The organism is Thiomonas sp. UBA7699, from assembly GCF_002482605.1.
GTDB lineage: Bacteria > Pseudomonadota > Gammaproteobacteria > Burkholderiales > Burkholderiaceae_C > Thiomonas > Thiomonas arsenitoxydans.
On the sequence record NZ_DLGH01000021.1, the window covers coordinates 140893 to 154049 of the forward strand.

A 13157-nucleotide genomic window follows, 5' to 3' on the forward strand; every position below is an offset into this window, starting at 1 on the left:
CTGATCAGGCAGACCGGATGCCGCAACACGCCAACCGCTTACTGAATCTTGGCGATCTGGGCCTTGCTCAGCTCTTGGATCCGAGTCGGCAACGCGATGAAGCGCACCTGATCCAGATACTTGGCCGCATTGCCGCCCTTGCTTTCTACCGCCCAGCCGAGAAACTCGCGGATGGCCTTGGCGGTTTCTGGATTGGCCTGCTTGGAATTGACGATGGCGTACTCGTAGTTGATGATGGGATAGGAATCCGCACCTTCAGAGAACACCAGGCTGATGCGCTCGTCCGCCGGGGTCTTGGCGATCAGACCCGATGCGGCTGCGCCGACGGTCTTGGCCGTGGGCAGCAGGAAATGGCCCGCCTTGTTCTTGATCATCGCTGTGCCCAGACCCGCCTTGGCAATTTCCTTGTGGAAACTCACGCCAATGTAAGCCACCGAGTACGGCGTCTTCTGGGAAGCCTCCACCATGCCGGGATTGCCGTTGGCGCCCACACCGCCCTGCACGGCAGGCCAGGAGATCGAGGTACCAAAGCCCACGCTGTCATTCCACTTGGGGGTGGAGAACGACAGGTACTGGCTGAAAATGAAAGTGTCGCCGCTGCCATCGGTGCGGTGAATCGGCACGATGGTGTGGTTGGGCAGCTTGACGCCGGGGTTGAGCGCCTTGATGGCCGGGTCATCCCAGTTCTTGATGCTGCCGTCGTAAATGCCGGCCAGTACGGGGCCGTCGAGCTTGAGGTGTTTGTTGTTCAGACCGGGAATGTTGTAGTTGATGGTCTGGGCCGAAATCGCCAGCGGGATGTTTAGGATGTTGGGGTTCTGCTTGATCTGTGCGTCGGCCATATAGGCGTCGGAAGCGCCGATCTGCGCCACGCCAGAGATCGCCTCTGCGATGCCGGTGCCGCTGCCGGTACCCTGGGTGGTGATCTTCACCTCTGAGTGCATTTTGGTGTAATCGGGCACCCAGATGTTGAACAGTGGGTACAGCAGCGTAGAGCCGGTTTCCAGCAGAGTGACCTGAGCGGCTTGCGCGGGCACGACGAAAAGGCCAGAAGCGAGGGTCAGACCAGCAACCGCCAGACCGGCTTTGAGCTGGGTACGGCGAGACAGATTCAAGGACATTGTTTTCTCCGAAGTGGCAATTCCCGCTCAAAAATCGCGGGGCTAGGCATCATTTCAGACGTCCAATGTGACAACTTGGTGATGTGATGTGCCTTGTTACGACTCTCACAACTGGTTCATTGAAAATCAATACCTTAGCCCGGCCCTGAGGAGCCCGCACCCGCCATTTATTCCAGCAAGGCGGCTTTCAGAGCGGAGGCCACTCGCGCACCTTGTTCCTGCACAGGATGCTCGACCATGATGCGCAGCACCGGCTCCGTTCCGGAAGGGCGGATCAAAATCCGCCCGCTGCCATTGATCTGGTGTTCCGCCTCGGCGCGGGCCTGGGCAAAGCCGGCGTGGGTCTTCCAGTCGAGCCCGGGCGGCAGCTTGACGTTGAGCAGCGTCTGCGAAAACAGTTGGACGGCCTGCAATTGCTCACTCAGGCTGCGACCGGTTCGCACGACAAGCTCAAGCATCTGCAGCGCGGCCACGATGCCGTCGCCTGTCGTATGCCGATCGAGCAGCAGCATGTGACCAGAGCCTTCGCCGCCAAGCTGCCAACCGCGGGCGAGCAGTTCTTCGAGCACATAGCGGTCGCCAACGGCCGCGCGCACGAACTCCATGCCCTGCTGCTCAAGCGCTTTTTCCACCGCGAGATTGGTCATCAGCGTGCCAACTACTCCAGCGGGCTTGCGATCCATCGCCAGCAGATAAAGCAACTCGTCACCGTTGAACAGGCGGCCGTGGCGGTCAACGAGTTGCAGGCGGTCGGCGTCGCCATCAAGGGCGATGCCGTAGTCGGCCTGGTTGGCGCGCACGGCGCGGATCAGCGCATCCGGCGCCGTTGCGCCGACCTCTTTGTTGATATTGAAACCATCGGGCTGCGCCCCGATGGAAATGACCTCGGCCCCCAGTTCATGAAACACCGCGGGCGCGATGTGATAGGCCGCGCCATGCGCACAGTCCACTACCAGCCGCAGGCCCTTGAGGGTGAGGTGATTAGGAAATGTGCTTTTGCAAAACTCGATGTAGCGCCCCGCGGCATCATCGAGTCGGCGGGCCTTGCCGAGTTGCTCGGAGGGCACGCAGCCCTCGGCCTCGGGCAGGGTTGCTTCCACTTCCAGCTCCCATACATCGGGCAACTTGCTGCCGCCCGCCGAGAAAAACTTGATGCCATTGTCGGCAAACGGATTGTGCGATGCACTGATGACCACCCCGAGATCCAGGCGCAACGCCCGGGTGAGATAGGCCACTCCGGGCGTAGGCAATGGGCCGACCAGCACCACATCGCAACCGGCGGCAATGAAGCCGCACTCCAGCGCAGCTTCGAGCATATAGCCCGAGATGCGTGTGTCCTTGCCGATCAACACCGTCGGCCGACCGACGCCCTGGCTGCGCAACACCTTGCCCGCGGCATGCCCCAGGCGCATGCCGAACTCTGGCACGATCGGGCTTTTGCCCACATGGCCACGGACGCCGTCGGTGCCGAAATACTGTCTGCTCATTCCTTCTCCCAAAGGTTGTTATGCGATTGTTGTGCGCGCTTGAGCAAGCCCGAACTCAGGCGCGCATGGCGTTCCACACTTTAATCGCGTCGCATGTCGGCCCAACGTCGTGGACGCGCACGATCTGCGCACCCGCTGCCACACAAGCCAGCACTGCGCCCAAGCTGCCCGGCAGACGCTCGCCCACATCGCGCCCCGTCAGTGCGCCGATCATCGATTTACGCGAAAGTCCCACCAGCAGCGGGTATCCCGATTGCGCGAGCGCAGGTAAACCTTTCGCAAGAGTCAGATTGTGTTCCAGCGTTTTGCCAAAGCCAAACCCCGGATCGAGGGCGATGCGGGATCGGTCGATACCCATCGACTCGGCCGCAGCGACACGGCTCCACAGAAATTCCCGGACTTCGCCTAAAACGTCCGCATAGTGCGGCGCCTGCTGCATGCTGGCGGGATCGCCCTGCATGTGCATGAGACAGACCCCGGCCTTTGAAGCGGCGACCACTTCGAGGGCGCCCGGCCGCTGCAAAGCGTGAATATCGTTAATGATGTCCGCGCCCAGATCGAGTGCCCGGCGCATGGTTTCGGGTTGGTAAGTATCCACCGAAACCGGGACGTTCCAGCGCACGGTCTCCTGTAAGACCGGGGCGATGCGCGCCCATTCCTGCGCATGGCTCAGCCGCGGAGAGCCCGGGCGGGACGACTCGCCGCCAATATCCAGAATATCGGCCCCCTGCTCCACCAAAGTCTGTGCATGTCGCAAGGCGAGCACCGCATCCGCATGCTGCCCGCCATCGGAAAATGAATCCGGCGTGACGTTGACGATGCCCATGACCAGGGGCCGATGCAATTGCAGGGTGAAGCGCCCTGCTTGCCAATGATTTGCCATCGGAGATGATTCCTAAAAAAAACGGCCCGGTTTTAGACCGGGCCGTTGCTGAACTCGCTGTAGCGAGCTGAATATGAATACCGCCAGTGAAGCCCGAAAATCAGGCCGCCGTCGCTGAAGGGGCGTCAGGCGCAGCGCCGGTTGCGGGCGCCGAGGGCGTACGCGGGGCGGACGTCGGGCCGCTGCTGGGCGGCAGCTTGGGTGGACGGGGCTCGCGGCCCGCCATGATGTCGGCCAGTTGATCGGAGTCGATGGTTTCCCATTCGAGCAAGGCTGCCGCCATGGCGTGCATCTTGTCCTGGTTTTCCTCGATCAGCCGACGAGCCAACGCGTACTGCTCGTCGATGATGCGACGGATCTCCGAATCGACCTTCTGCATGGTCTGCTCCGAAACATGCGTGGTCTTGGTAATCGACCGTCCGAGGAACACCTCGCCTTCGTTCTCCGCGTAAACCATGGGGCCCAGCGACTCGGTCATGCCGTAGCGCGTGACCATGTCGCGTGCCAGCTGCGTGGCGCGTTCGAAGTCATTGGAAGCGCCCGTGGTCATCTGATTCATGAACACTTCTTCGGCAATGCGGCCGCCGAACAGCACGGAGATCATGTTGAGCATGCGGTCACGATCCATGCTGTAGCGATCGGTCTCAGGCAACTGCATGGTGACGCCCAGTGCGCGGCCGCGCGGAATGATGGTGACCTTGTGCACCGGATCGGTCTTAGGCAGCATCATGGCAACCAGCGCGTGGCCCGACTCGTGATAAGCCGTATTGCGGCGCTCTTCTTCCGGCATGACCATGCCCTTGCGCTCCGCACCCATCATGATCTTGTCTTTGGCGCGTTCGAAGTCTTCCATTTCAACCACTCGCGCACTGCGGCGGGCGGCGAACAGAGCGGCTTCGTTGACCAGATTGGCCAGATCGGCGCCGGAGAATCCGGGAGTGCCTCGCGCCAGAATGTCGGCCCGGATATCGGTGCCCACGGGAATCTTGCGCATATGCACTTGCAGAATCTGCTCGCGACCGCGGATATCCGGCAGCGTGACATAGACCTGCCGGTCGAAGCGGCCAGGACGCAGCAGCGCCGGGTCGAGAATGTCGGGCCGGTTGGTCGCCGCGATCACGATCACCCCGAGATTGGTCTCGAAGCCGTCCATCTCCACCAGCATCTGGTTGAGGGTCTGCTCGCGTTCATCGTTGCCGCCGCCCAGACCAGCGCCACGATGGCGACCCACGGCGTCGATTTCATCGACGAAGATGATGCAAGGCGCGTGCTTTTTCGCGTTCTCGAACATGTCGCGCACACGGGCCGCACCCACGCCGACGAACATTTCGACAAAGTCAGAACCCGAGATGGTAAAAAACGGCACTTTTGCTTCGCCCGCAATACTCTTGGCTAGCAGCGTCTTGCCGGTACCGGGCGGGCCGACAAGCAGCACGCCCCGAGGGATGCGCCCGCCAAGTTTCTGGAATTTCTGCGGATCTTTGAGAAAATCCACCAGTTCCTTCACGTCTTCCTTGGCTTCGTCGCAACCGGCGACGTCGGCAAAGGTTACGTTGTTGCTCGATTCATCGAGCAGACGGGCCTTGGACTTGCCGAAGCTGAACGCACCGCCACGGCCACCGCCCTGCATCTGGCGCATGAAGTACACCCAGACGCCGATCAGCAACAGCATCGGGAACCAGGAAATGAAGATCTGCGTCAGGAACGATTGCTCCTGGCGCGGGGCGCCGACGACATCGACACCGTCTTTCACCAGATCGCCCACCATCCACAGGTCGCCGGGAGAGGTGAGATTGAAACGACGCCCTTCCGTGGTCGTGACGTCCAGAATGCCGCTCTGGTGCACGATGACTTTTTTGATGCGCCCGGCTTTCGCGTCTTGCATGAACTGGGTGTAGCTCACGGCATCTGCGGTCTGCTGGGGACGATCGAACTGCTTGAACACCGTGAACAGTACGAGACCGATCACCAGCCAGATCGCAATTTTGGAAAACCATTGATTATTCAAAACCAACCTCCTGAAACAGGGCAAGCGCAGATGCAAGACATGCAGCGCATTTTAGGCATTTCAAGAGGCGGGGCGCAGCGATTGTGGAAAACCGATCCGACAAAATGGGCTATTGATTCCGTCAATCTGATCGAATTTGACAAATAGCAAGTCTGTCGCGGTGGCTGCAATCACGTTGAGCGCTTACGCAGCCGACTTTTTCAGCGTTCGCGCCAGGATGAAAGTTTCCGCCGACTTGTCGCGCGATGCTTGCGGCTTGACCGCCTTCACCTGCTGGAATACCAGCTTGAAAGCCTTCACGATCTGACTGTAATAACTGCCGTGAAAGGTCTTGATCACCATCGCGCCTTGGGGTTGCAGCCAGCGCTGCGCAAAGTCCAGGGCGAGTTCGCTCAGATGTTCGATTCGGGCCGCATCGGCCGACGGAATGCCGGTGAGATTGGGCGCCATATCGGACAACACCACGTCGACCTTGCGCCCTTCGAGAAGCGCCTCCAACTGATTCACCACCGCCTCTTCGCGGAAGTCACCCAGCAGAAAATGCACATCGGGCACGGGCTCCATGGGCAGCAAATCCAGCGCCAAAATAGTGCCCTGAACCGCGCCGCCACGCATCAGCCGGTTGCGCGCATATTGCGACCACGAGCCCGGCGTGCTGCCCAGATCGACCACGATCTGCCCGGGCCGCAACAGCCCCTCGGCCTCGTCGATTTCCTTGAGCTTGTAGGCGGCGCGGGCTCGATAGCCCTCACGCTGCGCCATCTTCACATAGGGATCGTTGAGATGATCCTGCAGCCAGGCTTTGCTGAATTTGTTTTTCTTCGCACTCGACATGGGTTCTTCAAGGACAATAGCGGATTAAGACTTCAAAATGCGCGCACAAAGATGTTGCGACGCGCTTGGCAATCATGACCCCATTGGAACTCACTCCGCCCTTTCGCAGCAGCCTGCGCGCCCAGGCACATGGGCTCAAACCCGTCGTGATGATCGGCGAGCAAGGGCTCAATCCGGCCAATCTGGCGGAAATCGACGTGGCGCTCAAGGCGCATGAACTCATCAAGGTGCGCGTGTTCGGTGACGATGCCGCGGCGCGCCTGGCCATGCAACACACCATCTGCGACACGTTGGGAGCCGCTCCTGTGCAGGCGATTGGCAAACTGCTGGTGTTGTACCGGCCACGCCCGAAAGAAACCCGGCAGGCGCCTGGAGAAGAAACGCAAGTTGCCAAGCGCGGCAAATCGCCCCGCACCGTCAAAGTGGTCGTGCCTGCCAGCAGCCCGACACACCGGGCCAAGGTCAAGCGTGTCACCCTGCTGGGCAATCAGCGCCTTTCGGCCACTGGGAAGGTTAAGCGCGCCAAGCCGCGCCAGACCAGCGTGAAAAAATCGTCTCGCGGCTGAAACGCGTTCAAAAGAGGTTACAGGCCGTTTTGCGGCGTGTTGGCAGCCGCCACACATATGCCGCCACACACAGGGCCTGCAGGGCGAACACCAGACTGGCGATACCGTGCCACATGCCTGCTTGCGGCGAATGGCTATAGGCGGCCTGCAGCAACCGAGGCACTACGCCGAACTCGCCCAGGACGGCAAAAAACACGCCACCCAGCGGCAGCAGCAGATCTGCCGACATCACCTTTTTGTCGGCAAACCGTTCGAGCGCGGCAATCAGCACGCCGAAAACGATGGCGGCCAGCGCCATGAGGTAGAACATGCGACTGGCCACGGCGGCGGCGATCATTTTCTCGGGCACCGTGGCGAACGCCGTAGGTGCGCCAATGAGGCCGACGGCCACCATGCCGCCCAGCCAGAGCGCGGCGAGAAACCAGCGGGTGCGCAGACTGCTCATCGGTAGTGCACGGCAAGAATTTCGTAGTGGCGCACGCCACCCGGCGCGGCGACCTGCGCGACTTCACCGGACTCTTTGCCGATCAGCGCCCGAGCGATGGGGGAGTTGATGGAAATGCGTCCCTGCTTGAGATCGGCTTCGTCATCGCCCACGATCTGGTAGGTGATTTCGTCGCCGCTGGATTCGTCGCTCAGTTCCACCGTAGCGCCGAACACCACGCGGCCGTCGGCCTGCAGTTCGCTCGGATCGATGATCTGCGCTGTGCCGAGCTTGCCCTCGATATCGGCGATGCGGCCTTCGATAAAGCCCTGCTTGTCGCGGGCCGCGTCGTATTCGGCGTTTTCAGACAAATCGCCTTGCGCGCGCGCTTCGGCTATGGCCTGGATCACCGCGGGTCGTTCGATGGTCTTGAGACGATGCAGTTCTTGCTTGAGTTGTTCCGCGCCTTTGCGCGTCATGGGGGTCGCCATGATTGGGCCTCCGTTAAACCAGGAAAAAAACGAGCACCGCAGCCTGCGGCGTCGAATCGCCTGGGTGCGGTGCTCAGATGGAACAGATTTTACGCGTTTGCGAATGATTGCAAGGGGTAAACCGCGATTTTCTGCAGTTGTTTCATCCCCTCGACCGCGGCAAGTGCGCCGGAAATGGTGGTGTAGGTCGTAACCCGCGCGGCCAGCGCCGAAGTGCGGATGGCGCGCGAGTCGGTGATGGCATTGCGGCGCTCTTCCACCGTGTTGATCACCAGCACGATCTCGTTGCTCTTGAGCATGTCCACGATATTCGGGCGCCCCTCGGTGACCTTGTTGATCACCTGCACTTCCACCCCCGCCTCGGCGATGGCGGCCGCGGTTCCGCGGGTAGCCACCACGCCAAAACCCATGGCCACCAACTGACGCGCGACTTCAACGGCGTCCGGCTTGTCGCTTTGCTTGACCGACAAAAACACCTTGCCACCGGCCTGCGGATCGGGCAGGCGGGTACCGGCCGCGAGCTGCGACTTGACGAAGGCCTCGCCAAAGGTTCGGCCCACACCCATGACTTCGCCCGTCGATTTCATTTCAGGCCCGAGGATGGGATCGACGCCCGGGAATTTATTGAACGGAAACACCGCCTCTTTCACGCAGTAGTAGGGCGGCGTGATTTCCTTGGTGATGCCTTGCTGCGCCAGCGTCTGTCCGGCCATGCAGCGTGCGGCGATTTTGGCGAGTTGCAATCCCGTGGCCTTGGAGACAAAGGGCACGGTGCGCGAAGCCCGCGGGTTCACTTCCAGCAGGAAGATGCGATCCTCCCCGTCGAGTTGCTGAATGGCGAATTGCACGTTCATCAGGCCGACGACCTTGAGGCCATGCGCGAGCTTGACGGTCTGCTCCTTGATGCGTGCCACTGTGGCCGCTGACAGCGAGTATGGCGGCAGCGAGCAAGCCGAGTCGCCGCTGTGCACACCGGCCTGCTCGATGTGTTCCATCACCCCGCCGATGAACACCTCAGTGCCGTCGCAGATGGCATCGACATCGCATTCGATGGCGTCATTCAAAAAGCGGTCGAGCAGCACCGGAGAGTCATGGCTCACCTTCACCGCTTCGCGCATATAGCGCTCGAGGTCGCGCTGTTCGTGCACGATTTCCATGGCGCGGCCGCCCAGCACATAGCTGGGACGCACCACCAGCGGGTAGCCGATTTCCTCGGCCTTGGTCAGCGCTTCGGCTTCCGAGCGCGCGGTGCGGTTGGGCGGCTGCAGCAGGCCGAGTTGTTCGACCAAGTGCTGGAAGCGCTCGCGGTCTTCGGCCATGTCGATCATGTCCGGGCTGGTGCCGATGATGGGCACGCCATTGGCTTCGAGATCGAGTGCGAGCTTGAGCGGCGTCTGCCCGCCATACTGCACGATCACACCCGTCGGCCGCTCCTTATCGACGACTTCCAGCACGTCTTCCAGCGTGAGCGGCTCGAAATACAGTCGGTCGGAGGTGTCGTAATCGGTCGACACCGTCTCCGGGTTGCAGTTGACCATGATGGTTTCATAGCCGTCGGCCCGCATAGCCAGTGCCGCGTGCACGCAGCAATAGTCGAACTCGATGCCCTGGCCGATACGGTTGGGCCCGCCGCCGAGCACCATGATTTTTTTGCGCGTGGTGGGCGCGGCTTCGCACTCTTCGTCGTAGGACGAGTAGAGATAGGCCGTTTGCGTGCCGAACTCGGCCGCGCAGGTATCGACCCGCTTGAACACCGGCCGCACCTGCAGCGAACGACGGCGGCTGCGCACCGCCGTCTCGGTGGTGTGCAGCAGCTTGGCAAGACGGCGATCAGAGAAGCCCTTTTGCTTGAGCGCGTAGAGATGCTCGCGATCGAGCTGATCGAGGGTGAAGTTGCGCTCCAGCTCCAGCTCGGTCTGCACGATGTCTTGAATCTGCGCCAGAAACCACGGGTCGATGCGGGTGAGCTGGTGCACTTCGTCCAGGCTCATGCCCTGCGCGAAGGCGTCGCCGACATACCAGATGCGCTCGGGGCCGGGCTCGCCCAGCTCCTTCTCCAGCACCTCGCGGTCTTGCGTCTTTTCGTTCATGCCATCGACGCCCACTTCGAGCCCGCGCAGCGCCTTCTGGAAACTCTCTTGAAACGTGCGGCCCATGGCCATGACCTCGCCGACCGACTTCATCTGCGTGGTCAGACGCGAGTCGGCTTGCGGGAATTTCTCGAAGGCAAAACGCGGCACCTTGGTGACCACGTAGTCGATGGTCGGCTCGAATGAGGCCGGGGTGACGCCGCCGGTGATGTCGTTGCGCAGTTCGTCGAGGGTGTAGCCGACCGCCAGCTTGGCGGCGATCTTGGCGATCGGAAAGCCCGTGGCCTTGGACGCCAGCGCCGAAGACCGGCTCACTCGCGGATTCATCTCGATGACAATCAGCCGTCCGTCCTTGGGATTCACCGCGAACTGCACGTTTGACCCGCCGGTATCCACGCCGATTTCGCGCAGCACCGCGATGCTGGCGTTGCGCATGATCTGGTATTCCTTGTCGGTCAGGGTCTGCGCCGGGGCGACGGTGATCGAGTCGCCGGTGTGCACGCCCATCGGGTCGAGGTTTTCGATCGAGCAGACGATGATGCAGTTGTCGGCGCTGTCGCGCACCACTTCCATCTCGAACTCTTTCCAGCCGATCAGCGATTCCTCGATCAGCAACTCGTTTGTGGGCGACGCTTCGATGCCGCGCTTGCAGATGGTCTCGAATTCCTCAGGGTTGTAGGCGATGCCGCCGCCGGTGCCGCCCAGGGTGAAACTGGGTCTGATGATGACAGGGAAGCCGATGGTCTTCTGCACGCCCCAAGCTTCTTCGAGGGTATGCGCAATGCCCGAACGCGCCGAACCCAGACCGATACGCGTCATGGCCTGCTTGAACTTCTGACGGTCTTCGGCCATGTCGATGGCCGCGGGCTTGGCGCCGATCAGCTCCACCCCGTACTTGCCCAGCACCCCGTTGTGATGCAGATCGAGCGCGCAGTTCAGCGCGGTCTGCCCGCCCATGGTCGGCAGGATGGCGTCGGGCCGTTCTTTCTCGATGATGGTCTCGACCACCTGCCAGGTGATGGGCTCGATATAGGTCACATCGGCCGTTTCCGGGTCGGTCATGATGGTCGCCGGATTGCTGTTGACCAGAATGACCTTGTAGCCCTCTTCGCGCAGCGCCTTGCAGGCCTGGGCGCCGGAGTAGTCGAACTCGCAGGCCTGGCCGATGACGATGGGGCCGGCCCCGATGATCAGAATGCTTTTAATGTCGCTGCGCTTGGGCATGGGCGAGTCTCTTTATGCGGTTGAATCAGGTGAAAAATCAGTGTGTTCTTGCGGTGGCCGCCAGCGCCAGTTTCACGCCGAAGCCGAAAAATCCGGCCCCGGTCGCGCCCATCGTCAGCGCGGAAAGGCGTCGGCGGCGGCGGAAGGCATCCGCCACACGCACGCCGCCAAAGATCAGCACCGACAGATAGAGCAGGCTGAAGAACTGGACGATAAGTCCCAGCAGCAGAAACGACAGCGCCGGATGCGGGTAATGCGGATCGACGAACTGGATGAAAAACGACACAAAAAACAAAATCGCCTTGGGGTTGAGCAGACTGATGAACAAGGCTTTTTGAAACGGGTTTTCCAGCCTCTTTCCGGCCTGCGCGGGGTGGGCATGAGGCTGCGGCGCCTGGGCATGCAGCCCGGTGTCAGGCGTATGCCAGCGCTTCCAGGCCGCGCGCAGCATATTGACGCCCAGCCAACCCAAATACAGCGCTCCCGCCGCCTGAACCAGGTGATACAGGGCCAGATTGGTTTCCAGCAACGAGGCTGCCCCGGCTGCGGCCAGCACCATCAACACCGTGTCGCCCAGAAACACCCCGAACGCCCCCCGATAGCCTTGGCGCACTCCGCGCTGCGCCGCCACACTCAGCACATAGAGCGAGTTCGGCCCCGGCAGCAGGACGATGAAAATCACCCCGAGCACATAGGTCCACAGATTGACGACGCCGAACATGTGATCCATGGGCAGTCTCAGGCGCGATCCATCAGAGCGACAAAACGGTCGAACAGGTAGCCGATGTCATGCGGCCCGGGACTGGCTTCGGGGTGGCCCTGAAAGCAGAAAGCCGGTTTGTTTTTCCAGGCCAGCCCTTGCAGCGTGCCGTCGAACAGCGAGACATGCGTGGTGCGCACGGTGTCGGGCAGGCTGGCCGCGTCTACCGCAAAACCGTGGTTCTGGCTGGTGATGGACACGCGGCCGCTATCGAGGTCTTTGACCGGGTGATTGGCGCCGTGATGACCGAATTTCATCTTGAAGCTCTTGCCGCCAGCGGCCAGCCCCATGATCTGATGGCCGAGGCAAATGCCGAAGGTCGGCATGTCAGCGGCGATGATGCTCTGGGTCGCGGCAATGGCGTAATCGCAGGGTTCGGGGTCGCCCGGGCCGTTGGAGAGGAACACGCCGTTGGGCCGCAGCGCCAGCACGTCGGCGGCAGAGGTTTGCGCGGGCACCACGGTGACGCGGCAGCCGCGTGCCGCCAGCAGGCGCAGGATGTTGAACTTCACGCCGAAGTCGTAGGCCACGACATGACGCAGGGGCTGGGTCATGTCGCCATAACCTCGCTCCAGCGACCAGTCGGTCTGCGTCCACTCGTAGGGTTGCGGCGTGGTGACGACGCGGGCCAGATCCAGACCGGCCAGACCGGCAAAGCCGCGCGCGCCTTCGAGCGCCGTCTGAATCACCGCATCGGTGATGTCTTGCCCCGCCTCCAGGGCAATGACGCAGCCGCTCTGCGCGCCCTCGGTGCGCAAGTGGCGCGTCAGCCTGCGGGTGTCGATCCCGGCGATGGCGACCGTCCCGTTTTGGCGCAGATAGGCGTCGAGCGTCTGTTCGCCGCGATAGTTCGACATCTGCAGCGGCAGATCCTTGATGATCAGCCCGGCGGCATGCACCTGGGCCGCTTCCACGTCCTGTGCATTGGCGCCGACGTTGCCGATATGTGGATAAGTCAGGGTGACGATCTGGCGGCAGTAGCTGGGATCAGTCAGGATTTCCTGATAGCCGGTCATCGCGGTGTTGAACACCACTTCGCCAACCGTTTGCCCACTCGCGCCAATGGAAAGGCCGCGAAAGATCGAGCCGTCGGCGAGAACCAGAACGGCTTTGGGCAGCATGGACAGCATGAGAATTCTCCGGTGAGCGCCCGGATATTGGAATGGATCGCCAGCCTGGCCGACAATCTGGGGGCGGCGAGCAAATAGCTGTGAGGCCAATTTGCCCGACCATCACGCCCCTTGGGGGTCACCGCAGGGCGGCAACACT

The 13157-nt window shown here is 61.7% G+C and carries 11 protein-coding genes; 1 reads left to right on the forward strand and 10 read right to left on the reverse strand.

Annotated features, from left to right (window positions below; all coding sequences use genetic code 11):
* Positions 1-38 precede the first annotated feature (38 nt).
* The 5 genes from pstS to B3H47_RS09915 form a co-directional block, all read right to left on the reverse strand.
* The gene (gene pstS / locus B3H47_RS09895; protein ID WP_286986876.1) at positions 39-1121 is read right to left on the reverse strand and encodes a phosphate ABC transporter substrate-binding protein PstS; all 1083 of its coding nucleotides are present in this window, start codon (positions 1119-1121) and stop codon (positions 39-41) included.
* A gap of 167 nt (positions 1122-1288) precedes the next feature.
* Positions 1289-2608 (reverse strand): phosphoglucosamine mutase, encoded by a 1320-nt coding sequence (gene glmM / locus B3H47_RS09900; protein ID WP_286986877.1) that lies wholly within the window; start codon positions 2606-2608, stop codon positions 1289-1291.
* 55 nt (positions 2609-2663) lie between these two features.
* Positions 2664-3491 carry a dihydropteroate synthase gene (folP, locus tag B3H47_RS09905; RefSeq protein WP_286986878.1) on the reverse strand — a complete coding sequence of 276 codons (828 nt, stop codon included), beginning with the start codon at positions 3489-3491 and terminating at the stop codon, positions 2664-2666.
* A gap of 100 nt (positions 3492-3591) precedes the next feature.
* Complete coding sequence (ftsH, locus tag B3H47_RS09910; protein WP_013106106.1) at positions 3592-5499, reverse strand: ATP-dependent zinc metalloprotease FtsH; 1908 nt, start codon at positions 5497-5499, stop codon at positions 3592-3594.
* Between the two features lie 183 nt (positions 5500-5682).
* Positions 5683-6333, reverse strand: a complete 651-nt coding sequence (locus B3H47_RS09915; RefSeq protein WP_286986879.1) for an RlmE family RNA methyltransferase — start codon at positions 6331-6333, stop codon at positions 5683-5685.
* Between the two features lie 74 nt (positions 6334-6407).
* Between B3H47_RS09915 and B3H47_RS09920 the strand changes: the two genes are divergently transcribed.
* Positions 6408-6899 carry a YhbY family RNA-binding protein gene (locus tag B3H47_RS09920; protein ID WP_286986880.1) on the forward strand — a complete coding sequence of 164 codons (492 nt, stop codon included), beginning with the start codon at positions 6408-6410 and terminating at the stop codon, positions 6897-6899.
* A 7-nt stretch (positions 6900-6906) separates the two neighbouring features.
* Here the strand turns inward: B3H47_RS09920 and B3H47_RS09925 are convergent, their stop codons facing one another.
* The 5 genes from B3H47_RS09925 to carA all read right to left on the reverse strand — a co-directional run bounded on the left by B3H47_RS09925 (position 6907) and on the right by carA (position 13018).
* Positions 6907-7344 carry a DUF4149 domain-containing protein gene (locus B3H47_RS09925; RefSeq protein WP_286986881.1) on the reverse strand — a complete coding sequence of 146 codons (438 nt, stop codon included), beginning with the start codon at positions 7342-7344 and terminating at the stop codon, positions 6907-6909.
* Positions 7341-7814 (reverse strand): transcription elongation factor GreA, encoded by a 474-nt coding sequence (gene greA, locus B3H47_RS09930; protein WP_013106110.1) that lies wholly within the window; start codon positions 7812-7814, stop codon positions 7341-7343. The genes B3H47_RS09925 and greA overlap by 4 nt, the downstream gene beginning before the upstream one ends.
* A gap of 89 nt (positions 7815-7903) precedes the next feature.
* Positions 7904-11128, reverse strand: a complete 3225-nt coding sequence (carB, locus tag B3H47_RS09935; RefSeq protein WP_286986882.1) for a carbamoyl-phosphate synthase large subunit — start codon at positions 11126-11128, stop codon at positions 7904-7906.
* Between the two features lie 37 nt (positions 11129-11165).
* Positions 11166-11858 carry a leucine efflux protein LeuE gene (gene leuE / locus B3H47_RS09940; RefSeq protein ID WP_286986883.1) on the reverse strand — a complete coding sequence of 231 codons (693 nt, stop codon included), beginning with the start codon at positions 11856-11858 and terminating at the stop codon, positions 11166-11168.
* A gap of 8 nt (positions 11859-11866) precedes the next feature.
* The gene (gene carA / locus B3H47_RS09945) at positions 11867-13018 is read right to left on the reverse strand and encodes a glutamine-hydrolyzing carbamoyl-phosphate synthase small subunit (RefSeq protein WP_286986884.1); all 1152 of its coding nucleotides are present in this window, start codon (positions 13016-13018) and stop codon (positions 11867-11869) included.
* Positions 13019-13157: the final 139 nt, after the last annotated feature.